Here is a 24,021-nt window from a genome sequence, read left to right as displayed (position 1 = left end):
GTAGCCGGCCGGGTGAACGTCGGCGGCCTTGAGCACCATCTTCTGGGCTTGCGCGGTCAGGGGTTGCAGGGCCAGGATGCTGGCCAGTGCCGTGATGCTCAATAGCTGACCGATTTTGTTCTTTCTCACTAATGTCTCCGGGAAATTGAAAGGGTTGGGAAAATCAGAGGGTTATGTCTGCAGCCCTCGAGAAACGAAGCGAGACCCGCTCGCTTCGTTCTTTCGGGTTTACGGCTGCTCAGTAGCGAAGGCCGAATCCGTAGGGGAACAGCGTGTCCTTCTCGGGGTAGCCAGGAACATCGGGCTGATTGTCGACAATGGCTTTCGAGTTGTTGGCCAGTGCGAACGGCAGCTTGCCTTGGGGCGAGATCGTTTGCCCACCGGCCAGGATCTTTCCGCTCAGCACGTCAAGCAAAGCCGTATTGCTGACACCGAAACCCGCCACGATCGCGCCGGCCGCTTTCAAGCCGCTCGCATCGTCGAGCACATAGGGTTGACGGAAATACACCGAAAGCACCGTGCGATCGGCACCGACTTCAGCCATGACATCCTTGATCTGGTCCAGGCTGGGGCTGATCAGCCAGGAGTCGGAGTTCGCCATTTCGGAGAAAGACAGCATTCCACTTTCCCAGGGGAATGAGCCGCCGAAGCCGAGGCCATTGTCGAGACAGGCTTTTTGAGCATCTTCGGCCGAGTAATCGGATTTCGATACGCAGCGGTCGCTCGAGCCCCAGGTCTTGCCGGTCAGCGGATTGATTCGTCCACCGGTGGCCGCGTCATCGCTCTTGTAGGTGGTCGTGGCCCGCGTCGACGTGCCCGGCAACAGTTTGTTGGTCGAAACCTCGACACGAATCACCGCATAGTCGTGGCCCGCTGCGCTCGGTCTTGCGCCGGCCACCAAGGCTTCGCCATCGGTGACGGTGTATCCGTATTTTTCGACATCGGATTTTGCCAACCCCATGGTGTAGACCTTGGCGGCCTGCTTCAGAGGCAGCACCTTGCCGGAAGCGAGGGCGGAGTTTTGCAACAGAACGATGGATTTTCTCTGTATATCCAGTCCAGTCGCACGGTGTACATCGTTTCCGATCGCGTCGTTGGCCTTGGCCGTTTCTACGTAGGGGTTTTCAAACAATCCCAACTGAAACTGTTCCTTGAGAAGGCGCGAGGCCGCTTCGTTGACCCGTGCTTCCGAAACAAGACCCGAGGCCACCAGATCGGTAATGGTCTTGTTTTCACTGAACCCGGACAAAGTCTCGGTTCCGCCATTGATCGCGGCAGCCACGCGCTCGGCCACCGAGTTTCTTTCGAGACCCCAGGCGCGATCATTGATGATCCCGGTATCGGAGTTGACGTAACCGCCGAATCCCAGCTTTCCACGCAGCAGATCCGTGACGATCTGCTTGGAAAAAGCCATGCCGGTCTGATCGTATTTGACGCCTTCGTAGGTGACGTTGATCGGCACGCCGTAATACGGCATGACCGCCGAGACACCCGCGTCGATCGCGGCCCTGAAAGGCTTCACGTGATACCCGAAGTTGCCGCCGGGATAGATCTGGTTCTTGCCATGGGAGTAGTGCGGATCCAGCCCCATCTCTTGAGGGCCGCCGCCCGGGAAGTGCTTCAGCGTCAAGGCCACCGCCGAGTTGGGCGTGACGGACGTGCCGTCCTTCACCACCTCGCCTTGCAACCGCTGCACCAGCGTTCTCATGATGTCGGCATTGAGGTCCGCATTTTCGGTGAAGGTCTCGTGGACCCGGTACCACCGGGGTTCGGTCGACAGATCGGCCATGTAGCCATACATGCCGCGCAGTCCGATGGACTTCCATTCCGCACCCATCACATCGGCGAAGGTGGCGATCGAAGACATCGATCCCTCGCCCAGGGCTGCGGCAGCCAGGCCGGCTTCTTTCGGGAACTCGGTGAATGCGCCGGCGGCTTCGTTGATGCCGACGCGGGGATCTTTTTCGTAATGGTTTCTGGCGTTGGATTTGAAGACGATCGGGATGCCGAGACGCGTGCTTTCGCCCAGTTTCTGAACGGCATTGGTGAAAACAGCCGCTTGCTCCGGCGTCACTTGCGAACTGGTCGGATTGGCCGTGACCACACTTCTGAAGATGAACCGATTCATCTTCTGATTCACCACCATGTCGACCCCGTTGGCCGGTATTGCACCTGCGGCACCGGCATTCAGGGTGTTGATCAGCATCAAACCTGCTTTCTCTTCCAGGCTCATCAGCGAAACCAGGTTTGCAACACGCTCGGATACCGGCCTGCGCCAATCTTCATAGGCATCGAGTTGCCCATTGGCATTCAAATCCTTGAACTGATAGCCATCGAGGGTGATGATGGGTTTGGCCAGCGCCTTGATGGTGACCTGTTCAAGTTTGGGCGGCTCGGTGGGGGTTGTCGGCGTGTTGCCGTCGCCACTGCCGCCACCGCAGGCCGTGGCGAGAAAAACGGCCGAAAACGCGACTGTGCCGCAGTACGGCATTCTCGTCGCGGAAAGCGGTCGCCACTTGAATTGATCGAACTTATTAAACATCTTGTCTCCGTCTAATGGTCATTTTTGTCTATAGTGATGTGTTCTTTCGAACTCATGCCTCTACGCTGCCTTCACTGGGCCATAAAGCGATGTCGAACGCCCCAAGACTGTGCGATATAGGTATTAACCCGTAGTATCTGCAGTCCTTCCGGCGTGGTCTTCACGGCCTGATCCCATTTTCATTGACGGTCATCCGATGGTCGATTGCTTTTTTTGTATAGCCCCCTACGATTTTGGAAAGCCTTATGGAGAATAGAATCCTTGCGTCATTTGTAACGGTTGCCGAAGAAGGGCAGATCGCCAGGGCCGCCGCCAAACTACATATCAGCCAGCCCCCTTTGAGCCGGCATATTCAAATGCTGGAACGGGATTTAGGCGTCGTGCTGTTTCGTAGAACGACATCGGGCATGGAACTGACGGATGCGGGACGGTCCTTGTATAAGGATGCCAAGAACATTCAGACCTATGTTCAAGAGGCGACCAAAAGAGCCCGCTTGGTCGGGAGTGGCAAGACCGGTGAAATTTCGGTGGGGGTCTACGGCTCGTCCATTTTTGGACTGACCACCCGGATTCTTTTCGAATTCAAGGAAAAGCATCCCGATATCTATCTGAACCTCAACTATGGCCAAACCCACCATCAAATCAATGCATTGAGGCGAGGACAGATCGAAGTATGCTTCGAGCGAAACATTGCCAATACCGATGATTTCGAAGTCGTGAAAATAGGGGCCGAAAGTTTATTCATCGCGATGCACGAAGATCATCCTCTGTCGAAGATCGAGGATTTGTCGATTTCGCATCTGTCGCAAGAGGTCATCAATATCGGATCTGACTTCATGGCCATTTCCCAAACCATCGCCTGGTGCGAGTCGGCTGGATTCACGCCAAAACTCTCGGAACCCACCACCAGTGTGGTGACGGCGGCGATGTCGGCCGCGATCGGACAGGGGGTGAGCATCGTGCCCGAGTCCATGATCAATGTCTCATTTCCCAATGTGATCTATCGCAGGCTTTCCGACGCCAGCCATGTCATGAATCTCTATTGTTTTTATCGACAGGAGCAGCCGTCGCCCGTGCTGCAGAGCTTGCTGGATTTTCTGCCTCGCGCTTGAACGAAGAACGAGGAGGGCGGCCTTTGCTGAAAAGGCCTGCGCACTCAGGGCCAGGTCAACATTGCAAGGCCCGATAACACATCGCGGCAGCGGCGAGATCTTCCAGCGCCGTTCCGACAGCCTTGAACACGGTGATTTCCTCTTCGGAAATACGCCCCGGATTTTCAGCGCGGCAGAGGCTGGTCAGGTCGGCTCGAATCTGCTCGCGCCGCAGTACGCCCTTCTGTATCGGTGAAAGCAAATCACCCGATTTCATCGGTGCTTCGTCGGTATCGACGTACACCGAGGTGCCGTCGAAACAGCCATCGTCGGATTCGCGCATGGTGGGTGTGAAGCTTCCGATCAGGTCGACATGCGTGCCCGGCCGCAGGTACTTGCGCAGCACCAGCGGCTCCGTCGACAGCGTCGCCGCACTGACGATGTCCACACCGAAGGCGGCATGATCGAGCGTATCGACGACCCGGGCATCGAATCCGTCGCGCCGCAAGGTCTCGACCAATCGTGAACTGGCCGCCTCGTTGATGTCCCAGACGGACACGCTTTCGATGTTCCGAACGCTTCGGTAAGCATACGGAACCAGGCTCGCGACCCGGCCTGCTCCAATCAAGAGCATGCGCGATGCGTCCTTGCGGCACAGGTGGTCTGCAGCCAGGGCCGATGCTGCAGCCGTACGTCGCGATGTGATCTCGTTGCCGTCGATCAGCGCCAATGGCTCGCCGGTCTCCATACTGTGCAGCATGTACGTCGAGAAAAGACCGGGCAGGCCCTGCGCACTGTTCTTGGGAAAAATCGATACCGTCTTGATGCCGAAGTACCCCAAGTGCTCACTCCACGCAGGCATCAGCAGTACCGTGCCATGGTCTTGGCCTTCTTTCTGGATGGTGTGGTTATGTCGCAGCGGTACTTCGCAGCCGATGGCAAATAGGTTTCGCAGCGCTGGAATCAGGTGGTCGAAAGGCATGGCTGCCCGGGCAGCCTGGGCGTTGATATCGAGCATGGAAATGTCTCCGTAGAGGCTTTGAAATTGCTATGGTTTGGTGAGTGACCACACGCGATCGGGGTTGCTGCTGCGTCACGCACTACAACGGGAGTGTCGCGTAGAATCCGCCCATCCAAAAGCGATGAGGGGCAAGATGGATTTGATGCAGGAAGCACGCGGCGCGAATCTTCGTGAGCAGGTCGTGGAACGTGTGCGCTCAGAGATTGTTTCGGGACGGACTCCTGCGGGTACCGTGTACTCGGTACCCAGTCTGGCCGCAGCGCTCGGCATGTCCACCACGCCGGTGCGTGAGGCGCTCCTCGAACTGTGCCGAAATGGCCTGCTGACACCGATGCGCAATCGTGGGTTCCGTGTGCAGGCCATGACGCTCGAAGAACTCGACAACCTCTTCACGATGCGTGAATTGCTCGAGCGGTTCGCCATCGAGTCGCTGGCCCGGCAGGGATTGAAGGATCCAGGACCCGCAAGAGCGATGGCCGATGTCGTGGCGAAGGCGGTCGACGATGGCGACATCCAGGCATACATCGCCGGAGACCGCGCATTCCACGAGATCCTCGCAGCAGAGGTCGGCAACCCCTTGCAGACCAAGCTCATCTTGCAATTGAGAGATGACATGCGATTGTTCGGCGTCGACTCGGAGGAGGGTCTGCAACGTCAGCATGAATCGGTGAAAGAGCACTACCAGATCATCGACCTGGCAATCCGGCAGGACGTCGAAGCCATCGGCCCCCTCATCAGCCGTCATATCCTGAGCTGGAAGCCACTGTTTCGTTCGGCTCTTGCACAGACCGTGTAAGAAGGCCAAGGGCTCCCTCCTGCGACGGAGCCCGTTGGTTCATCGAACCCGTCTGCCGTTCAACTCATGTGGGCATAACGATAGTCCGTCGCCGGTACCCAGGTTTCTTTGACGGTACGCGGCGAGGTCCAGCGCTGCAAGTTGAGGACAGACCCCGCCTTGTCGTTCGTGCCGCTGCGGCGGCCGCCACCAAAGGGCTGTTGACCGACGACCGCCCCGGTCGGCTTGTCGTTGATGTAGAAGTTTCCGGCGCTGAAGCGCAGTTTCGCACTTGCCTGTTCCACGGCTTGGCGGTCTTGTGAGAACACCGCGCCCGTCAGTGCATACGGGCCGGTGCCATCCACCGTGGACAGCACGTCCTCCCACTCCGCATCGGCGTAGACGTAGACCGATAGCACCGGCCCAAAGATCTCTTCCCGCATCGTCAGGGCTTGCGGGTCGTTCACCTCGATCACTGTCGGTTCGACGAAGTAGCCTCGGCTGTCATCGCACCTGCCCCCTGTGACAACCGTGTGCCCGGCAGCCTGCGCGCCTGCGATGTAGCCCTTGATTCGGTCGAAGGCCTTGCGATCGATGACTGCACCCATGAAGTTGGACAGATCGGCGACATCGCCCATGCGGACGGTTGTCAGGTCGCCGACCAGGCGGTCCTTGACCTTGGGCCACAGCGACGCCGGAACATAGGCCCGTGATGCAGCGCTGCACTTTTGTCCCTGGTACTCGAAGGCACCTCGCAAGAGGGCAACGGCCACGGTCTCGGCATTTGCCGAAGGGTGGGCCAGCACGAAGTCCTTGCCGCCGGTTTCCCCGACCAGACGGGGGTAGCTTCTGTAATGCGGCAACCGATTGGCGACTTGCCTCCACAACGAATCGAACACCTCGGTCGAGCCGGTGAAGTGCAGGCCGGCAAAGTGAGGCGAGGCCATGACCGTTTCGGAGACGGTTGCCGGTGCACCCGGCACGAAGTTGATGACGCCCGGAGGCAGGCCCGCCTCTTCGAGCAGTTGCATGAACAGATAGTTGCTCAGCGATGCCGTGAACGCCGGTTTCCAGACGACCGTGTTGCCGAGCAGTGCCGGTGCGCAGGGCAGGTTGCCTGCGATTGCGGTGAAGTTGAATGGCGTCACCGCGTAGACGAAACCCTCCAGAGGGCGGTATTCGAGCGCGTTACGCATGCCCGCCGAGGAAACCGGCTGCTGGCTTTGCAGATCACGGGCAAAGGCGACGTTGAAGCGCAGAAAGTCGATGAGTTCGCACGCCGAGTCGATCTCGGCCTGATAGACGGTCTTCGACTGGCCCAGCATGGTGGCCGCGTTGAGCCTTTGACGCCAGGGGCCTGCCAGCAGGTCTGCCGCACGCAGGAAGACAGCCGCGCGGCTCTCGAAAGGCATGTTCGCCCAGGCGTTTTGCGATGCCACCGCCGCATCGACGGCCTGCTGCACATCCGAGACGCCGGCCTGATGCACGGTGGCAATGGCTCTTGCATGGTCATGCGGAGCCGTCAGTCGTTGGCTAGACATGCCCTTCATGCGCCGGCCTGCAACCACCACCGGGATGTCGAGCACTTGGCCTTCGTGTTGTTCCAGTGCATTCAAGATGCCGTGGCGTTCTGGGGAATTCGGTGCGTAGGCGAGCACCGGTTCGTTGATGGGAGCTTGTTGATTCATGTCGTTGTCCAGTTGGAATTCAGGGAGTCGGCATCACCGGAGGGGCGTAGGTGAAGGTCGCCATCAACAAGGCGGCCGCGATGATGACGATGGGGGTGTGGATCAGGAACTGCACGGCGGTGTAGCCGACCAGATCCTTGGACCTCAACTTCAGGATGCCGAGCAAGGGCAGCATCCAGAAGGGGTTGATGAAGTTGGGCAGGGTCTCGGAGATGTTGTAGACCATCACCGTCCAGCCGAGGTGGGCCTGCAACTGGTTCGCAGCGGTCATGATGTAGGGCGCCTCGATGATCCACTTTCCACCCGCGGACGGAATGAAGAAGCCGAGCACGGACGAGTACACGCCGACGAGGATCGAGAAGATTCCCGAGTCGTGGGCCAGCCCGACGAATAGATGGGCAATTTCGTCCGACAGCGTGACGCCGTGAACATCGACCACCTTGGTCAGCATGTAGCCGATCCCGCCGTAGAAGGGGAACTGCAGCAGCACGCCTCCCACGCTCGGCATGGCCTTCACGAAGCTTTCGAGAAAGCTCCGTGGACGCCAGTGAAGAATCAGGCCGAGCAGCAGGAACACGAAGTTGTACGTGTTGAGCTGAGACAGGGTGATGAGCGGGTTGCCGCTGCGAAATGCATTCCACAGCCAGCCGATCGCGAGCAGCGCCACGACGATGGTCAGGATAGGGCTGAACTCCAGATAGTCGCCGGGACGCTGACGTTTCGCTGCGGTGAGCTGGTCGGCCTCCAGGTCGACGCCGAGGTCTTCGGCGGTCCGCGTGGCTTCGCGTCCTGGCGCCGAGACATAGCAGATGATGGCGGAGACCACCGTGACCAGCACGATCACCACCAGGTTCTGCCAGGTGAGGATGGTCTGGTCGAAACCGATCACCCCGGTGATCGGCAACAGCGATGCCGGAATGCTGGCCGGTGTGGCCTGCAACTGCGCTGCCGACGAACTCATGCCCAGTGTGAAACCGCAACCCATGCCGAGGTATGCGGCTGCACCCGCAGCGCGGTAGTCGAGGTCAAGCGACTTGCGCCGGGCCATCTCGCGGACCAGCAGACCCGAGAAGATCAGGCTCAGCCCCCAGTTGACCAGGGACAGCAGGATGCTGAGAACACCGATGAACACGATGGCCCCCTTCGACGTTTTCGGGATCTGCGCCACCCGCCGCAGCAAGGCTGCAATAGGGGGCGACATGGCCAACACATAGCCGGTCACTGCCACCATGGCCATCTGCATGGTGAATGGGATCAGGCTCCAGAAGCCATCGCCGAAGGCCTTGCTGGTCGCAACCGCATTGCCGCTGTGCAAGAGCGCAGCCACGCCGACCACCGCGCAGGCGATGACGACAAAGACATAGGCGTCGGGGAACCACTTCTCTGCCCAGGCCACGATGGCCTGAGAGAAGCGCTCCATGAGAGGGGGTCGCACCGAGGGGGTGTGTTTTGACCGAGCTTGGGTAGAAGACATGGCTTTTCCTTGTCGAGAGCCGCTGATTGGGGGATTGGGGTAATGGGTATCCGGCAGTTACCTGCGCAAGACGACGGGGGTGAGGGGAACCGACATGCAGGTGAGGCACCGGTCGGAGGGGCCGTCCCAAGCGGTGAGGTGCACGACCTTTCCTTCGACCAGGGTCATCACGCAGCTCTCGCATTGGCCGACACGGCAACCGCTCGGCAGAGCGACGCCGGCGCGGTCGGCCGCATCAAGCAAGGTGCCCATGGCGGGTGACCAGTCGAACGACGTGTCGGCTTCTGCGATGCAGACCTTCTGGGGGCCGAGAGTCTGGGGTATCTCGACTTCGGCCGAGAACGTCTCGTCGAAGATGTCGAAGTTCGGGATGCCTGCCTGCCGCAGCACTTCGCGCATGGCATCGAGAAATCCCGGCGAACCACAGAGATAGGCCAACGGCTTCTTGGCCATCAGATCGGCCGTGAGAAAGTCGAAGCTCGGGGCATCGGGTCCGAATACGCAGTCGATGCTGACCGTTCCTATGGCGAGTGCCAGCCTCTGGAGCTCGGACTCGAAGGGGTGCGGGGCGCCGCGTCGACCCGAGAACACGAGCATCACGGTGGGGGTCCGTTGCCCCGCATCACGCAGTTGCATGAGTGCCCGCAGGTGTCCCAAGAACGGCGTGATGCCGATCCCTCCCGCCACGAAGACCAATGGGCGGTCGGTCTGGGTCGGTATCGAGAACACGCCCGATGGCTGTGTCAGTTGCACGGCTGCCCCGACTGGCAGGCCATGCAGGTGCGAGGACATGCGGCCATCGGGCTGGTTCGACGCTCTGGCAAGGCGAACCGCGACAGACAGCGATTGCGGATTCAAGTTGGGGCCGACCAGCGAATAGGCTCGGCGTACGTCCAAGGCCGGACTGGACACGACCACATGCTGTCCCGGCAGAAAGGAGGGCAGGGCCTGGCCATCCTCTGGCGTGAAGTCGAACTGCTCGATGTCCTCTGCCACGCGATGCTTGGCTGAAATGCGAAACGCACGTGTACCCGGCCAATGCCCTCGGTTCGCTTGCGGGTCGGCCTCGACACGGCAGATCGTGGCTCTCAGGGGCACCGAGCCGCTGATCGGATCTCGTCTTGCATCGCTCAGCACGCTGTTGATGTTGGAGCTGGATGGCCCCGAAATGCGGGTGGATGAGCGTCCCAGCGGTTCGCAGTTCTGCCACCAACCGAAGTCTGCAATCGCCACCTTCGCATTCAGGGTCGGGGAGACTTGCGCCTTCATCCGCACCGCTCCGTGAGGCGTGACGAGCTTTACCCATTCGCCGTCGTGCGCGCCGATCGCGTTCGCATGCTCGGCCGAGATCTGGACCTGCGGGGACGGGGCCTTGCGCCGCAGCGATGCCACGTGGCGATGCGACGAGTGCACGAACCACCCGCTCTTGGCCGTCGTGAGGACGATCGGGAAGTCGCTCGAAGTCTGGGGGTGCTCGGATGGTTCGATGAAAGTCGCCAGTGGCGACTGGCCGATGCCCAGCAGCGCTTCGGAATACAGCTCCACGCGCCGGCTCGGCGTCGCGAAGCCGGTGACAGTGCCATCCGCTTTCTGGCCGGCGTACTTGCGACGGGTGGTGGGTTGAGGAAAATTCATGCCTTCGGGTCTGCGCCGAAGATCGTTGACCGTCACGCCCAGCGGTTCCAACTGGTAGTTCCAGCCGGCCTCGATGTCGCCACCGAAGAAATCGTCGGCCATGCCCATGCGTTGAGCCAGCGCCATGACAATCTCGTAGTCGGCCCGAGCCTCTCCTGGGGGATGCACCATGCGCTGGCGCAGCTGAACATGCTCTACCGCAGCCTGAGAGATTTCAAAGCCGCATTTGAGTGCATCGCGCTCCCACGGCAAGTTGGCCGGCAGCACGATGTCCGCGCTCTCGGCAGTCGGGTTCATGAACACGTCGGCGTGGACATGGAAATCCAGCGCATGAAGCATCCGTCGATTGCGCTCCGTGTCGGCCTGGGTGACCAGCAGATTGGTGCCGAAGCTGATCAGCGTGCCGACCTTGTAGGGGTGGCCTTCCAAAACGGCCTTGCAAAGGTCGCGTGCCGTGATCCATCCCAGTCGTGGCGGGCCCAGCGGCAGTTCGGCCAAGCCCAGCGCCTTGTCGCGCTGTTCCTTCGGCAAGAGGCTTGTGTACTCGTTGACGAGCCGGTAGGGCGGGGCGCTGGTCCATAGATTGCCTCCCTCTTTGTCGCAAGCGCCAGTGAGCGCGTAAAGGGTCGCAATGGCGCGTTCGGTCTGGGTCGCGTTGGTGTGCTGGCCTACGCCTGTCCATGCGTGATAGGCCAGCTTTGGCGAGTGCATGAACAGGGCGTTGAACTGTTCGACGAGCCCGGGTTCGATCCAGGTCGTTGCCGCCACATGCCCGGGTGTGTATGCCTCCGCTTGCTGCCTGAGCAGCGTCAGCACACTGGCGTATCTTCTTTGCAGGCCCCGGGCATCGCGGCATTCGCCTTCCGCAAAGAGCTGAGCAGATTCGGCTTCACCCAGTTCTTCGCTTCCACGCGGCTCCGGATCTCCGGTTTCGCCGATCACGACATGCGCTGCCGGAGAACCCGTATGCCACAGCTCGTCGGCGCGCAACAGCTTGCCGGTTTCTGTATCTACCAGCAACGACGCGTTCGTCCACTGGCGAACAAAGTCTGCGTCGAAGCTCTCGGTGGCCAACAGGTGGCGGATAGCCCCCATGGCGAGTGCACCGTCGGCACCGGGGCGCACCGGCATCCACAGATCGGCCTGCTGGCCCGAGCCGTCTTGTTTGGGATCGACCACTACCACCTTGGCACCGCGTTGCCGTGCAGAGCCCACGCGCGACGCCTGGGCGAGCCAGGTTCTGGCGGGGTTGTGGCCCCACAGGATGACAACCTCGGCGGCCTCCAGATCAGGAACGCCGATTCCCCGTCCGAATGTCAACGCGTGGGCATAGTCCTTGTGCCAGCCGCAGATCTCGACGGCGTAAAGCAGATTCGGACTGCCGTACCCGCGAATGAACCGCTCGACCCATTCGAAGCTGTCCACCATGGGCGTGCCGCTGGGTGTGGTGACGGCAAAAGCCACCGACTCGGCACCGCCTTGTGCTTTCGCACCCAGAAGCCGTCCGGCGATCTCATCCAGCGCTTCGTCCCACGAGATCTCCTGCCACCGGGGATCTGCCGCATCGCGTGGCGCGGTGCGCCGCAGCGGACGCGTGATGCGCAACGGGCTCGCGACCAGCTCGGGCGCGGCCCGGCCTTTGGCGCAAAGCGCTCCGCCCGTGGGGTGTCCCTGCAGCGGCGACACCTTCACCAGACGACCATCCTGAATTTCATTGACGGACCCGCATCGGGACCGACACAACGTGCAATAGCCTGCTACCAACATTCCAATCTCTCTGTAATGCGTGACACATTACGCAAAATGTAGGCCAGGATAGTAGCGCGCTACTATGCAGCGTTATTCACGGGTAAACCATAAAAATGCACGTTTTCTGTGCGTATTGATGGGGTCTCGGTGCTTTTTTTGGCTGAGACTGCACCGAAATGTAGCGCGCTACCTTGATGTTCACTCGGCGCAAGTCGTGTTGGTAGAGCGACCGCACCTAATGCGTGGCGACTCCTACCGCGCAGCGCGATGCCACTACAAACTGACTTGCATGCCCCTCACGTCTGTTTGGATGAGGTGTTTATGGCCGACTCCTGCTGGAAGTAGTGAGCGACTGGCAAGCCTCAGCCGTACGGCCTGGGCGCTTTGGTTATTGAAGACAGTGCCGATGGACATGACCAAACTCTTGGAATGACGGGCATTGCTGGGTGCCCGAGCGAGCCGGATCCAGTTGGCCATCACTGGGATGTTTCGCGGTGGATCATCGGATGATCTGCCCGACTGTGGTGCCTTGATCAAGGAACTGGACACATGAGCAACCCACGCGATCCCGCTTTCTACGCGCTGTTGGCGGGCAGCTACGCCCGGTTGCTGGGTCGGCCCTTGGTGCCCCAGGCGATGCCCGTCGCCGAGGAGGCTGCCGAATGGCTCTATGAAAGCGCCCCGTTCGCGGTGCTCGCGCACAACACCGATCCCGACCCGCTCTTCATCTACGGCAACAAGGCCGCGCAGCGGCGCTTTGGATACAGCTGGGATGAAATCACACAACTGCCTTCCCGGCTCTCGGCCGAGGCCCCGAATCGCGAGGAACGCCAGCAGTTTCTAGCCCGTGTGCAGCGGCTCGGCTACGAGGCGGGCTACAAGGGCGTGCGCATCACCCAGTCAGGCCAGCGCTTCATGATCGAGGATGCCACGCTGTGGCAACTGCTCGACGCGGACGGCAGACTGCACGGGCAGGCGGTGGTCATCCCGTATACCCGAGACATCTGAATGCATACCGAGTGCACGCCCTCATGCCATTTGATGGAGGTGTTAGGATCGACGTCAGATTCGACGATACGTCGAGAAATAAAAAATGAAGCTGCCGACGCAGCGTCTCGAGGAAATGATGGATTGGGTTCCTGTAGTCTTTGGTGTGTTCAAGTTCATTGTCTTGTGCACGTGCATGTTCTTCGCCATCAAGTGGCATTACGATCAAGCGAAGAAAGAGAAAGAAAAGAAGAAGAAGGACGAAGCCACCGGGCCGTAAGCGCCAGCCGGGGCAACTTCAGGTGGATGTCCAGCCACTCTTTGCTCTCACGAGTGTATTGACCCAGCAGAATCTGCACAGGTCAGGCTGCTAGTGCGTTGGCGATAAGTTCGTTGAATTTGCTCATGTTCGTATTCGGGGTATTCGCTCAGGCGTAAAGGGAAAAGCTGTTGTTGTCGCGGCTGATCAGCTGCATCAGCTTTGGGTGTATGAAGAGCTTTTCTTTGCCAAACGGCATTTCGCGCAGCACGCCCAGAGTGGCCAGGTCGTGCAGGTAGCGCGAGGCGGCTTGGCGCTGGGCAATGCCTTTGTCCACAAGGTTGCCGATACGGCAATAGGGCTGCTCAAAGATCACGTCCACGAGTTCGCGGGTGTAGATCTTGGGCAGGCGCGTGCGCACATGTTCGGTGGTGTGCTCGGCCAGCGCGCGGATGGCGGCGATCTTGCCGGTGGTCCATTTGGACGTTTCGGCCACGGCCTGCAGCATGAAGATCAGCCAGGGCTCCCAGGCGCCGTCGCGGGTGACGCTGAGCAGCAGGCGGTAGTAGTCGGCCTTGTGGGCAATCACATGGCGGCTCAGGTACAGGATGGGCAGGTTCAGCAGCTCTTCTTGAATCAGATAGAGGATGTTGAGCACGCGCCCGGTGCGGCCATTGCCGTCGGTGAACGGGTGGATGGCTTCAAACTGGTAGTGGCCGACGGCCATGCGGATCAAAGGGTCCAGCTCGGCCTGGTTGTGCAGAAAGCGCTCCCAGTTGGCTAGCATGCCGCGCAAGCGGGCTTCGCCTTCGGGTGGGGTATAGACCACCTCCCCGGTGCGGTCGTTGGCGAGCTGGGTGCCCGGGGTGCGGCGAACGTCCATGTCCACGCCTTTGAGGGTCCGGCACACGTCCACGGCGGTGCCGGTGCACAGAGGCCGCGCCTTGAGCGACTCAAAGCCTTGGTGCAGCGCGGTGCGGTAGCGCAGGGCTTCTTTGGTGGCGGGGTCAGCATTGTCGTGCCCCTGTGCGTACTGGAACAGCTGGTCGGTTGTGGTGACGATGTTCTCGATTTCCGAGCTGTCTTTGGCTTCCAGCAGCGGGATGGTGTTGATCAACATCGCCTGGTTGGGAATGAGTTCGGCCGCTTGCTTGAGTTCGGCCAGTGCGGCGCGGGCCTCAATGCAAGCTTTGAGAACGGCCCGGCTTTCCAGCTCGTGCGCCGGGGGCAGCGCTGGCAAGTGGTTGTGGGGCTGCTCGGGCTGCCACGCGGGATCGGTGTCGGTCATGATGCAGAAATCTTGTTTTATCGACAGGTCGGCAGCTTATGTCGCCGACGACGACAGGTCAACGAAACATGTTCTCATTTCTTAGATATGGCGACACATATTGAGCTCAAGTCGTTTTCGACGACATGAAAGGGAAAATGTGTCGCTGAATTCTTATTTGAAGAACATTAAACCACGCTCCAGCGCACCGTAATTACCCGCCCGGCGTGTTCAGCGTCGAACGCCACATCCGCGGCAAATGGGCCTGCACGAAGTGCGAGATCCTCAAGCAAGCGGCCGTCGATCCGCACGTCATCGACAAGGGCATCCCCACGACCGGGCTCTTGGCCCAGGTGCTCGTGGCCAAGTATGCGGACCATCTGCCGCTGTACCGGCAGGAGCAGGTCTTTGGCCGGGCGGGCCTGGCCATTCCCCGCTCGACGCTGGGACAGTGGGTGGGCCGCTGCGAATCGCGTGCAGGAGCGCATGCCAGAAGCTTCCTCGAAGGCTGGCAGGGTGCGCTGGTCTGCGATGACTTTGCGGGCGACAAAAGCCTGTTCGGTGCGGACGTCGTCGAGGTTGGCTGCTGGGCTCATGCGCGACGCAAGTTCTTCGATCTGCACGTGGCCAACAAGAGCCAGGTGGCCGAGCAGGCACTGGCCCTGATCGGGCAGATCTACGACATCGAACGTGAAGTCAAGGCGCTGGATGCACAACAACGGCAGGCCATCCGCCAAGCCAAGGTATTACCGGTGCTCGACGCTCTGCACGAATGGATGGTGCTGACACGGCAAAAGGTGCCGGAGGGTTCAGCCACAGCAAAAGCCCTGGATTACAGCCTCAAACGCTGGGCTGCGCTCGTTCGCTTTGCGGATGACGGACAACTGCCGATCGACAACAACTGGATCGAGAACCAGATCCGGCCGGTTGCGCTTGGGCGCTCGAATTGGCTGTTTGCGGGCTCGTGTATTGACCCAGCAGAATCTGCACAGGTCAGGCCGCTAGTGCGTATGCCTCAGCGGGAGTCATCATCGCCAGCGCCTGGTGCGGCCGGCGAGTGTTGTAGAAACCAATCCAGTCGCCGATCACCCGGCTCGCGTGCTGGAGACTTTCGAATCGGTGCCGATGCGTGCACTGCTCCTTCAGTGTTCGGATCACCCGCTCGACCATTCCGTTTTGCTGAGGGCAATGGGGCGTGATGAATTCCTGCTGTAGGCCATAACTCTTGACCAACGCCGTGTAGTTCCGGCTGCAGAACACCAATCCATTGTCAGACCTCAGAAGGAACGGCCGCAGCACACGCCCGAGCATGCCGAACCGAGCAATCAAGGCTTGCTCCAATGCGCTCGATGCTGTTGTCGCCTTGCCGCTGCGCGAGAGGTGCCAGCCCAGTGACTCCCGGGTATGGCAGTCGATCACCAGCGCCAACGCGGCCCAGCCGTCGCGACCGGCCCAGATTCGACAAAGATCGGTCGACCCTCGCTCGTTGGGCGCTGTGGCCACTTAGGGCAGAGCCTGGATCCGCGGTTGCATGCCAATAGCCCGTTTGCGAACCTGCCAGCCCTTGATCTGGACTTCGTCCTTCAAGCCTTGCTGAACCCGAGTTGGATCTCTTCTTCATTCTTCATGCTCAGGTCTCTTTCTTCAAGTTTAAGACCTGTGCAGCTTTTCAGTGGGTCAATACACTTAAACGGCCGGGCACCACGCTTCGCATGGTGAGCGCGCTTTGCGCTGACTACGTCTTGCACAGGGTCGGCGTGATTGCACGTGCAGCCGCGCAGGACTTTGCAGACGCCAGTGCGGACCGGGTGGGCCACGTATCCCGCCTCGCCGTCGAAGCGTTCAAGGCAGGAATTTATGCGCGATTGCATAGCCCTGCGCTGGTCTACGACCTCGATTTTTCTTGAACGATAGGCAACGGCTGGGGGCTTTTGACGGCACTTTTTTTCTCCCGTTTTCGGCCCGTGCTGGTGACATTTCCATGTTTCTGGAAAGATGGTAATATCCGCCGCATGAATGAAGAAAAAGTCGTTGTCGCCCTTGGAGCGCTGGCCCACCCGATGCGCTTGCGCGTGTTCCGCGCCCTTGTCGTTGCGGGTCAAACGGGGCTGACGCCGGGGGCTATGTGCGAGTCGCTCGGCACGCCGAACGCGACGCTTTCCTTCCATCTCAAAGAACTCTCTCGCGCTGGCCTTGTTACGCAAGAGCGAGCGAGCAGGAACTTGGTTTATCGGGCGGCCTACGAGTCCATCAACGGGCTCATTGCTTTCTTGACCGAGAACTGCTGTGAAGGCATGGAGTGCGCCGTGGACGCCGCCTCGTGCATCTGCTGAATTACCAACCTCAACCCCTCACCCATGACAAACACAAAACCCCTCAATGTGCTGTTTCTGTGCACGCACAACTCTGCCCGCAGCATCATGGCCGAGGCCATGCTGAATCACCTCGGGAAAGGGCGATTCCGCGCCTATTCCGCAGGCAGTAGCCCACGCGACCAGCAGCAGCCGCACCCGTTGGCCCTGGCCGCCTTGGAGCGCGTCGGCGTACCGACCGAAGGGCTGCGGAGCAAGTCGTGGGACGAGTACGGTCAGGAGAGCGCGCCGCACATGGATTTGGTCATCACCGTTTGCGACAACGCGGCGGGCGAGGTCTGCCCGCTCTGGCCGGGCCATCCGGCGACGGCACATTGGGGCTACGCCGACCCGTCAGAGGTTGAGGGCACCGACGATGCGCGGCATCAAGCTTTCCGCAAGACGCTGATGGAAATCCGTCAGCGGTTGGAAGCGTTCATCAACTTGCCCGCCAGTGCCATCGAAAAGCTGGCCCTCCAACAGTCCGCCCGCGACCTCGCAAGCCGCTGACCAATGAACGCCTCGATGCTCCTGGCCGTGGCCATTTTTGTCGCCACCCTGATATTCGTGATTTGGCAGCCTCGCGGGCTGGGCATCGGTTGGAGTGCCACGGCGGGTGCGTTGGTGGCGCTTGCGACCGGTGTGGTGCACCTCGCAGACATACCCGTGGTTTGGGGCATTGTCTGGAATGCGACGGCGACCTTTGTGGCGGTGATCGTCATCAGCTTGGTCTTGGACGAAGCCGGGTTTTTTGAGTGGGCCGCGCTTCACGTTGCCCGCTGGGGCGGTGGAAGTGGGCCGCGCTTGTTTGCCTTCATCGTGCTGCTGGGGGCGTGCGTGTCGGCGCTGTTCGCCAACGACGGCGCAGCCCTGATTTTGACGCCCATCGTCTTGGCGATGCTGGTCGCCTTGGGTTTTTCGCCCGCAACGACCTTGGCGTTTGTCATGGCGGCGGGCTTCATTGCCGACACGGCGAGCCTGCCGTTGGTGGTGTCCAACCTCGTCAACATAGTGTCGGCGGATTTCTTCGATATCGGGTTCAACCGATACGCCTCCGTCATGGTGCCGGTCAACATCGTCGCGGTTGCTGCGAGTTTGGGCGTGCTGTACCTGTTCTTTCGCAAGGACGTGCCCGCAACCTACGACCCGCGCCAAATCAAACAACCGCAAGACGCCATTCGCGACCGCAAGACGTTTCTCGCGGGCTGGGCCGTGCTTGTGGTCCTGCTGGTGGGATTTTTTGGCCTTGAACCGCTGGGCGTGCCCGTGAGCGCGACCGCAGCAGTTTGCGCGGCTGCTTTGCTGGCTGTGGCAGCACGGGGCCATGTCATCAAACCGCAGACCGTACTGAGAAACGCACCATGGCAAATCGTGGTCTTTTCCCTCGGGATGTACTTGGTGGTCTATGGCCTGCGCAACGCCGGTTTAACGACTCATTTGGCCGCATTGCTAGACCACTTCGCGAAGGCCGGAGTCTGGGGGGCCACGTTCGGCACGGGCTTCGTTGCTGCGGGGCTTTCGTCCGTCATGAACAACATGCCGACCGTACTGGTGGGCGCGCTGTCCATCGAGCAGTCCTCGGCGACCGGCGTGGTCAAAGACGCCATGGTGTTCGCCAACATCATCGGTTGCGACCTCGGCCCAAAAATCACCCCCATCGGCAGCCTCGCCACGTTGCTTTGGCTCCATGTTCTTTCGCGTAAGGGCACGACCATCGCATGGGGCTACTACTTCCGTGTGGGCGTCGTGCTGACCGTGCCCGTCCTGGCCGCCACACTCGCCGCTCTGGCCTTGCGCCTGAGCTTCGCCTAACCTGTTTGCCCTCACTGCCATGACCTCCATCACCGTTTACCACAACCCGGCATGCGGGACCTCGCGCAACACCCTCGCGCTGATTCGCAACTCCGGGGAAGAGCCCACGGTCATCGAGTACCTGGTAACGCCCCCCGACCGCGATACGCTGAAATCTCTCATTGCGGGAACCGGGCTCACCACCAAAGAGGTCATGCGCCGCAAGGGGACGCCCTTCGACGAGCTGGGGCTGGACGATGCCAAGTGGACGGATGACCAACTCATCGACTTCATGCTGGCGCACCCCATCCTCATCAATCGGCCAATCGTGGTCACGCCTCTGGGCACCAAGCTGTGCCGACCCTCTGAGGTGGTGTTGGACATCCTGCCCGGACGCCAGCAAGGCGCATTTTCCAAAGAGGATGGGGAGCAGGTCATCGATGCAGGGGGCAACCGTGTCGCCCAGCAGTGAACTCCCAAACCTCGACCAAGAGGCATTTCAGGCGCTTGACGAGGCCAAGCTTGCCCCGCCTGTGCGCGCCACGCACCCGCCGCGCATCCTGCTGCTTTATGGCTCCCTGCGGGACCGCTCATACAGCAGGCTAGTGGCCGAAGAGGGTGCACGTTTGCTGCGTGCAATGGGTGCAGAAACGCGATTCTTCAACCCGGCAGGGCTACCCCTGCCGGATGGTGCGCCCGATGACCACCCCAAGGTGGCGGAGCTTCGCGAGCTTGCCCAATGGTCGGAGGGCATGGTGTGGTGTTCGCCAGAACGTCATGGGGCCATGTCGTCCATCTTGAAGGCGCAGATTGACTGGATTCCGCTCGAAATCGGAGGGGTCCGGCCAACACAGGGTAAGACGCTCGCCGTCATGCAGGTGTCGGGCGGCTCCCAATCCTTCAACGCGGTAAACCAAATGCGCGTTCTAGGGCGTTGGATGAGGATGATCACCATCCCCAATCAGTCGTCGGTCGCGAAGGCGTTTTTGGAGTTTGACGAGGCAGGGCGGATGAAACCCTCCGCATACTACGAGCGCGTGGTGGACGTCATGGAGGAGTTGATGAAATTCACATGGCTGACGCGGGACTGCTCGCCCTATTTAGTCGACCGATACAGCGAGCGACGGGAGAGCGCCGAAGCAGTGTCGAAGCGCGTGGCCCTCAAAAGAATTTGAGCCGGGCACATTGCGGAATTGAACCGCCGTCCGCAGAGGGTACGGCTCATGGAAACGCCGCAGGGGGCACACCACGGGGTACACTTTGGGGGCACACTTTTCAACGCCCTCGACCGTCTAAACGTAGTGGAGCTTTGTAGCAGTGCCCTAAGTCATTGAAAGACAACGAGTTTTTGGTGGGGAGACACTTTAAGTTCGGCTCCCCCCAGCTCCACCATTTTGTTTTTTGGCTTGAAATTGACCTAAGTTATTGATAGGACTGGATAGTTCCGGTTCAAAGAAGCCTTTTTCCCGGGTGTATGACGGGTGCTTCGAGAAGATCAACCCTATCACCAGCCTCTCGATATCCATGTTCGGAAGCTTGTACAGCGCGAGGGGATCGGCCAAGAATTTCAGCGCCGCTTGGCACGTACGCTCGAACGAGCGAACAGGTTCATTCCGGCGCGACAGCGTTTCATTCACGCTCACACGCTGCTCTTCCAGCAGCTTGATACGTCGCTCATAGGCATTGATAACTGATGGTACCTGAGCCTCTACGATGCGGTCCAGAAGCAATCCGACTTGCCGCTCGATGTTGATCAACTCGGACTTCAGAGACGCCATCTTTCCCTCTGCAAGGGCGCTCTGATGCGCCCACAGTTTCTCCCGCATCGCATACGCGGTTCTGAGAATCTCCGGTGCGGGGCTGGCCTGTGAGACCAGCGAAGCGAAGTCACTTGCCATCACGTCGCGCTTGATCGACTTGCCGTAGCCCTTCTTGCAGGCGCTATTGGCGCAGGAGTAGTAAGGGTATTTCGTGCTCCGGCCTTGACACCATCCAGAGGTGAACGGCGAGTTGCAATGCCCACACTGGACCGAACCCCGCAAGGGGAAGTCGGCGTTGATGTCCTTGCGAGTCGCAGCCCGCGTGCCTTCCTTGATCCGGTCCTTGATGCGCTCATGCGTGGCCCAACTGATAGCGGTTCATGAATGCCCTTGGTCAGACCGATGGTCCACGTTGGCACCGCGTAGTAACCGGCGTAGATCGTGTTTTTCAGGATGTCGGTAACTTGCTGCGAGCGGACTTTTCCTCGTCCGTCGCGAGGGAAGGACGCATGAAGTTCGAGGAAGCGGCCGACTTGCGCTGCGCCGCTGGCGAGATGCAGAACACCGCCCACTGATGCGCGATGTCGCCGGCATCATGCTGTCGGCCGTCGAGGACAACTTCGAGGCCCAGGGCCGGGCGAAGTGGAAAGACCTGCAGCAGAGCACCAAGGATTCCCGCGCCAAGCAAGGGACCTGGCCAGGCAAGATCCTGCAGCGCAGCGGCCACCTGGCCAGCAGCATCGTCACACGGCATTCAGCTTACGAAGCAGCCGTGGGCACCAACGTGGCCTACGCCGCCATCCACCAGTTCGGCGGCCGCACCAAGGCCCATGTCATCAGGCCCAAGGCCAAACGCGCGCTGTCATTCGGCGGCATCGTTGTTCGCCAAGTCTGCCATCCTGGTAGTGAGATCCCGGCCCGGCCGTTCCTGAAGATGACCAAGACGGACATACGGTACATGACGGAGGATGTGGTGCGTTGGTATTGGAGGACGTTAGCGCAGAACGGCCTTGCAAGATGAGACTATCATGACCTAACACCAGATACGGGGGAGTCATGTCAGAAGAACCATCAATCAGTAACATCGCCACAGGACTGAGAAATCGGGTCTCACTGATTTTAAGTTGGGCGCTAAAAATTGGAACACCAATATATTTAATTGGATTTGGTTTTTATATTAATAAAAAGTGGGGGAAAATTTCAGGACTTGACCCGAATGCTCTTGGTGATCTACTAGCTGGCGCTTTTGGTCCTCTAGCATTTGCTTGGCTTGTTTTGGGCTATTTTCAACAAGGCGAAGAACTTCGCAAGAGTAATGAAGCGTTTGAGGCGCAGACAAAGCAGCTGAAAGAAACGGTAGAGCAACAAAGGGCCTTGGTTGAGGCGTCGCAAAAGCAGCTTGAATACCATGAGGGAATCGCTAGAGAAACCCAGCGTCAAGTCAGAAATCAGGAATTTGAAACAAGACGCCGGCACTTGAAGGATGCGCAGGCAGAGAGAATTGCATATCAAGCCAAGCAGCCCATCTTCAAAATTGAAATTGAAACGTCAGGTCTAAATGAACATGCTTACTGGAAGCTGAATCTCTCAATAAGAAATGTTGGAGCACCTTGCGTATTGGAGTTCCTTGAATTTGAATCCCAAAGTTACAAATTAATTCACAATAAAATTAGCTATGAGAGACTCTCCCCGGGAGATTATTTTCCTTTGTATATCACAGCGCATCGTGAAAAGCTAAATGAAAATGTATCCTTGGTATTAAGATATTTTGATGCAGACGGAAGCTCTACTGTCGCATGTTACGAATTAAAGTTCACAGCAACAGGCTGTGAATCGCCAAGACTGGCATTCAAAAAAATAGAGAGGTCTGACATAGTGATCACGTAACGTGCGTCACTCATCTTCTAAGACGCTGTGCCCGCCACCATGGCGGCATGGCAACCCTCAATATCTCCAAGGTCGGCAAGGCCACTAGCGTAGAAGGCGCTGTGGTCGAATTCACGGAAGATATACTCCGTGAAGTCGTCGCGACCTACGACCCCAATCTGTGTGAAGCCCCCATCGTGGTGGGCCACCCGACGCTCACGTCACCGTCGTTCGGGTATATCGACAAGGTCAGCTTTGCCGATGGCAAGCTGATCGGCGTTGAGGGCCAGGTCGATCCTGATTTCAACGAGCTGCGCCGCAAGGGCAATTTCAAGCACCCCAGCGCCAGCTTCTTCACAACCAGCGCCCCCAACAACCCTACGCCCGGCAAGTGGTACTTGCGCCATGTGGGCTACCTCGGCGGCGCCACGCCCGCCCTCGAGGGTCTCAACGGCAAGGTGATCTCATTCGCTGGCGACACCACAGGCGTGGTGTCCGTCTCGTTCGGCGATGGTGACTTACCGGCCTACGGCGGCTCGGTCATTGCCCGCATGTTGCGCCGGCTGCGCGACCACTTCATATCTACCCAGGGCCTGGAACAGGCAGATCGGGTACTGCCCGATTGGGAAATCTAGTCCTTGGCTGAACTGAGCCAGCGTGCCGAATCTCAACCCGCCACTGCGCCGGGCCTGCGCAGTTTTGCCGACACGGCACCCCCTCAAAACGAGCGCTCCACCATGACCGATGCCGAAAAGGCAGAACTCGAGGCGCTTCGGCATCGCGCGGAAGCCGCCTAGGCTTTGAACAAAAGCCATCAGGCCGACCAGCCAAGGCAGCAGTCGCCGAGCTGCACGGCGACCACGTCAGCTTTGCCGATGCTTTGGTGGCACAACGCCGCTGGCCCTCCGGCTACCGTGACGTCCTGGTGGCCACGCTTGACCACTTGGCCACACCGCAAGGGCAAGTTGGCGTTGTGTCCTTCGGCGACGGAGAGGCAGCCAAGCCATTGCATCAGGCGCTGATGGATGAGTTGGGCAAGTTGCCAGAGATCGTTCAGGGCGGCGAGATCGCCACCTAGGACGCGGCAGGCGCCGGCAAGACCGCCAAGCCCGGTGAAGTCGTGAGCTTTGCGGACCAGGGCTACAGCGACGTCTCTATCAACAACGACGCGCCGCGCTGGATGTTCGCATCAAGCAGTACGCGGCCGAGAACAAGGTGAGCTACGCCGAGGCGGCAGCCATCGTTCGATAACCTCTTTTCAGGAGCTTTCAAATCATGGAAGGACTGCGGGCGATACTCCGCCTGTAGAGTTCGAACGACGCCATTTCCAACGGCTCAAGAGTGTCTAGAGAATCCGGGGCGATTCAACTCCACCTTCTTCAGAACCCTCGCTTCGGCAACGCCCGCATCCCCAACCCCAACTCTTCCACCCTCGGTATCACCCGCTCATCCGCAGCCAGTCGCCCGAGGTCGCCTTCCAATCCCAGCACCGCCAACACACGCAAGTACAGGCCCAAGACAGCTTCCGGGTCACCCGCTTCGACCTTGCAAACGGCCGCGAGCGAGACACCCGCGCCGCGCGCCACAAATGTGTGACTGAAGCCGCGTCGTTCGCGGGCCTGGCGCAACCGCTCTCCCAATTCGGAAAGCAGTCGCTGCTCGAGTGGAAACATGGTGAGCTGTGGGCTTGGCATGGCGGTTTCCTGTTCGGGTGAGTGCAAGCAAAGCGCGTTTCGACAACGACCGTGCCTTGACTTGGCTTCAA

General features: G+C 59.7%; 24 protein-coding genes and 2 pseudogenes. 16 read left to right on the top strand and 10 right to left on the bottom strand.

Going from position 1 to position 24,021, the window contains the following annotated elements; genetic code table 11:
* Positions 1–238 precede the first annotated feature (238 nt).
* Positions 239–2,542: a glycoside hydrolase family 3 N-terminal domain-containing protein gene (locus EC845_RS00730; protein WP_123295306.1), complete on the bottom strand. Its 2,304-nt coding sequence runs from the start codon at positions 2,540–2,542 to the stop codon at positions 239–241.
* A gap of 245 nt (positions 2,543–2,787) precedes the next feature.
* Between EC845_RS00730 and EC845_RS00725 the strand changes: the two genes are divergently transcribed.
* Positions 2,788–3,654 (top strand): LysR family transcriptional regulator, encoded by an 867-nt coding sequence (locus EC845_RS00725; RefSeq protein WP_123295305.1) that lies wholly within the window; start codon positions 2,788–2,790, stop codon positions 3,652–3,654.
* Positions 3,655–3,709: 55 nt separating this feature from the next.
* Here EC845_RS00725 and EC845_RS00720 read toward each other — a convergent pair whose 3' ends face one another.
* On the bottom strand, positions 3,710–4,651 hold the full coding sequence (locus tag EC845_RS00720; RefSeq protein ID WP_123295304.1) for an ornithine cyclodeaminase family protein: 942 nt from the start codon (positions 4,649–4,651) through the stop codon (positions 3,710–3,712).
* A gap of 136 nt (positions 4,652–4,787) precedes the next feature.
* On the opposite strand from EC845_RS00720, the gene EC845_RS00715 reads away from it, so the two are divergent.
* Positions 4,788–5,450, top strand: coding sequence for a GntR family transcriptional regulator (locus EC845_RS00715; RefSeq protein WP_123295323.1), 663 nt, complete (start codon positions 4,788–4,790; stop codon positions 5,448–5,450).
* Between the two features lie 59 nt (positions 5,451–5,509).
* Here the strand turns inward: EC845_RS00715 and pruA are convergent, their stop codons facing one another.
* Genes pruA through EC845_RS00700 form a run of 3 tightly spaced genes read right to left on the bottom strand, consistent with a single transcriptional unit; the run spans position 5,510 to position 11,993 of the window.
* Entirely contained in the window at positions 5,510–7,117 is a 1,608-nt protein-coding gene (gene pruA / locus EC845_RS00710; protein WP_123295303.1) for an L-glutamate gamma-semialdehyde dehydrogenase, read from the bottom strand.
* 19 nt (positions 7,118–7,136) lie between these two features.
* Positions 7,137–8,591, bottom strand: a complete 1,455-nt coding sequence (locus EC845_RS00705) for a short-chain fatty acid transporter (protein WP_123295302.1) — start codon at positions 8,589–8,591, stop codon at positions 7,137–7,139.
* A gap of 57 nt (positions 8,592–8,648) precedes the next feature.
* A complete protein-coding gene (locus tag EC845_RS00700; protein ID WP_123295301.1) occupies positions 8,649–11,993 on the bottom strand; it encodes a molybdopterin-dependent oxidoreductase in 3,345 nt (1,114 codons plus the stop codon).
* A gap of 531 nt (positions 11,994–12,524) precedes the next feature.
* On the opposite strand from EC845_RS00700, the gene EC845_RS00695 reads away from it, so the two are divergent.
* Together EC845_RS00695 and EC845_RS22240 are read left to right on the top strand one after the other, a co-directional pair.
* On the top strand, positions 12,525–12,983 hold the full coding sequence (locus tag EC845_RS00695) for an MEKHLA domain-containing protein (protein ID WP_123295300.1): 459 nt from the start codon (positions 12,525–12,527) through the stop codon (positions 12,981–12,983).
* A gap of 85 nt (positions 12,984–13,068) precedes the next feature.
* On the top strand, positions 13,069–13,242 hold the full coding sequence (locus tag EC845_RS22240; RefSeq protein WP_158615574.1) for a hypothetical protein: 174 nt from the start codon (positions 13,069–13,071) through the stop codon (positions 13,240–13,242).
* A 148-nt stretch (positions 13,243–13,390) separates the two neighbouring features.
* On the opposite strand, the gene fic is transcribed toward EC845_RS22240, so the two are convergent.
* Positions 13,391–14,509 carry a protein adenylyltransferase Fic gene (fic, locus tag EC845_RS00690; RefSeq protein ID WP_123295299.1) on the bottom strand — a complete coding sequence of 373 codons (1,119 nt, stop codon included), beginning with the start codon at positions 14,507–14,509 and terminating at the stop codon, positions 13,391–13,393.
* Positions 14,510–14,700: 191 nt separating this feature from the next.
* Here fic and EC845_RS00685 point away from each other — a divergent pair.
* A pseudogene (locus EC845_RS00685) lies at positions 14,701–15,525 on the top strand (IS66 family transposase); the annotation flags it as partial.
* Here EC845_RS00685 and EC845_RS00680 read toward each other — a convergent pair.
* Positions 15,482–15,991: an integrase core domain-containing protein gene (locus EC845_RS00680; protein WP_233597885.1), complete on the bottom strand. Its 510-nt coding sequence runs from the start codon at positions 15,989–15,991 to the stop codon at positions 15,482–15,484. The pseudogene EC845_RS00685 and the gene EC845_RS00680 overlap by 44 nt on opposite strands.
* 101 nt (positions 15,992–16,092) lie before the next feature.
* Here EC845_RS00680 and EC845_RS00675 point away from each other — a divergent pair, with 101 nt between their 5' ends.
* From EC845_RS00675 to arsH, 6 genes are all read left to right on the top strand, one after another.
* Positions 16,093–16,395 carry a hypothetical protein gene (locus tag EC845_RS00675; RefSeq protein WP_123295298.1) on the top strand — a complete coding sequence of 101 codons (303 nt, stop codon included), beginning with the start codon at positions 16,093–16,095 and terminating at the stop codon, positions 16,393–16,395.
* A 105-nt stretch (positions 16,396–16,500) separates the two neighbouring features.
* Entirely contained in the window at positions 16,501–16,821 is a 321-nt protein-coding gene (locus tag EC845_RS00670; protein ID WP_123295297.1) for a helix-turn-helix transcriptional regulator, read from the top strand.
* A 24-nt stretch (positions 16,822–16,845) separates the two neighbouring features.
* Positions 16,846–17,349: an arsenate reductase ArsC gene (locus tag EC845_RS00665; protein ID WP_123295296.1), complete on the top strand. Its 504-nt coding sequence runs from the start codon at positions 16,846–16,848 to the stop codon at positions 17,347–17,349.
* A 15-nt stretch (positions 17,350–17,364) separates the two neighbouring features.
* On the top strand, positions 17,365–18,651 hold the full coding sequence (locus EC845_RS00660; protein ID WP_123295295.1) for an arsenic transporter: 1,287 nt from the start codon (positions 17,365–17,367) through the stop codon (positions 18,649–18,651).
* Positions 18,652–18,670: 19 nt separating this feature from the next.
* Positions 18,671–19,102, top strand: coding sequence for an arsenate reductase (glutaredoxin) (gene arsC, locus EC845_RS00655; RefSeq protein ID WP_123295294.1), 432 nt, complete (start codon positions 18,671–18,673; stop codon positions 19,100–19,102).
* Positions 19,071–19,805 (top strand): arsenical resistance protein ArsH, encoded by a 735-nt coding sequence (gene arsH, locus EC845_RS00650; protein WP_123295293.1) that lies wholly within the window; start codon positions 19,071–19,073, stop codon positions 19,803–19,805. Before arsC ends, arsH begins: the two co-directional genes overlap by 32 nt.
* 189 nt (positions 19,806–19,994) lie before the next feature.
* On the opposite strand, the gene EC845_RS00645 is transcribed toward arsH, so the two are convergent.
* Together EC845_RS00645 and EC845_RS22775 are read right to left on the bottom strand one after the other, a co-directional pair.
* Positions 19,995–20,528, bottom strand: coding sequence for a hypothetical protein (locus EC845_RS00645; RefSeq protein ID WP_123295292.1), 534 nt, complete (start codon positions 20,526–20,528; stop codon positions 19,995–19,997).
* Positions 20,529–20,567: 39 nt separating this feature from the next.
* A pseudogene (locus tag EC845_RS22775) lies at positions 20,568–20,672 on the bottom strand (hypothetical protein); the annotation flags it as partial.
* 256 nt (positions 20,673–20,928) lie between these two features.
* Between EC845_RS22775 and EC845_RS00635 the strand changes: the two are divergent.
* From EC845_RS00635 to EC845_RS22525, 5 genes are all read left to right on the top strand, one after another.
* Entirely contained in the window at positions 20,929–21,411 is a 483-nt protein-coding gene (locus EC845_RS00635) for a phage virion morphogenesis protein (RefSeq protein ID WP_255416883.1), read from the top strand.
* Between the two features lie 35 nt (positions 21,412–21,446).
* Positions 21,447–22,277, top strand: a complete 831-nt coding sequence (locus EC845_RS22000) for a hypothetical protein (RefSeq protein WP_148077203.1) — start codon at positions 21,447–21,449, stop codon at positions 22,275–22,277.
* Between the two features lie 47 nt (positions 22,278–22,324).
* Positions 22,325–22,891: a hypothetical protein gene (locus EC845_RS00625; protein WP_148077202.1), complete on the top strand. Its 567-nt coding sequence runs from the start codon at positions 22,325–22,327 to the stop codon at positions 22,889–22,891.
* A gap of 3 nt (positions 22,892–22,894) precedes the next feature.
* A complete protein-coding gene (locus EC845_RS22235) occupies positions 22,895–23,053 on the top strand; it encodes a hypothetical protein (RefSeq protein ID WP_158615573.1) in 159 nt (52 codons plus the stop codon).
* Between the two features lie 86 nt (positions 23,054–23,139).
* On the top strand, positions 23,140–23,334 hold the full coding sequence (locus EC845_RS22525; protein ID WP_233597884.1) for a hypothetical protein: 195 nt from the start codon (positions 23,140–23,142) through the stop codon (positions 23,332–23,334).
* 301 nt (positions 23,335–23,635) lie between these two features.
* Here the strand turns inward: EC845_RS22525 and EC845_RS00615 are convergent, their stop codons facing one another.
* Positions 23,636–23,929, bottom strand: a complete 294-nt coding sequence (locus tag EC845_RS00615; RefSeq protein WP_233597883.1) for a helix-turn-helix domain-containing protein — start codon at positions 23,927–23,929, stop codon at positions 23,636–23,638.
* Between the last annotated feature and the right edge of the window lie 92 nt (positions 23,930–24,021).

The sequence above is a fragment of the Comamonas sp. BIGb0124 genome, assembly GCF_003752175.1.
In the GTDB taxonomy this organism is placed as follows: domain Bacteria; phylum Pseudomonadota; class Gammaproteobacteria; order Burkholderiales; family Burkholderiaceae_C; genus Comamonas_F.
The sequence above is the reverse complement of the archived record's forward strand: the minus strand, read 5'-3'. Positions and strand labels throughout refer to the sequence as shown.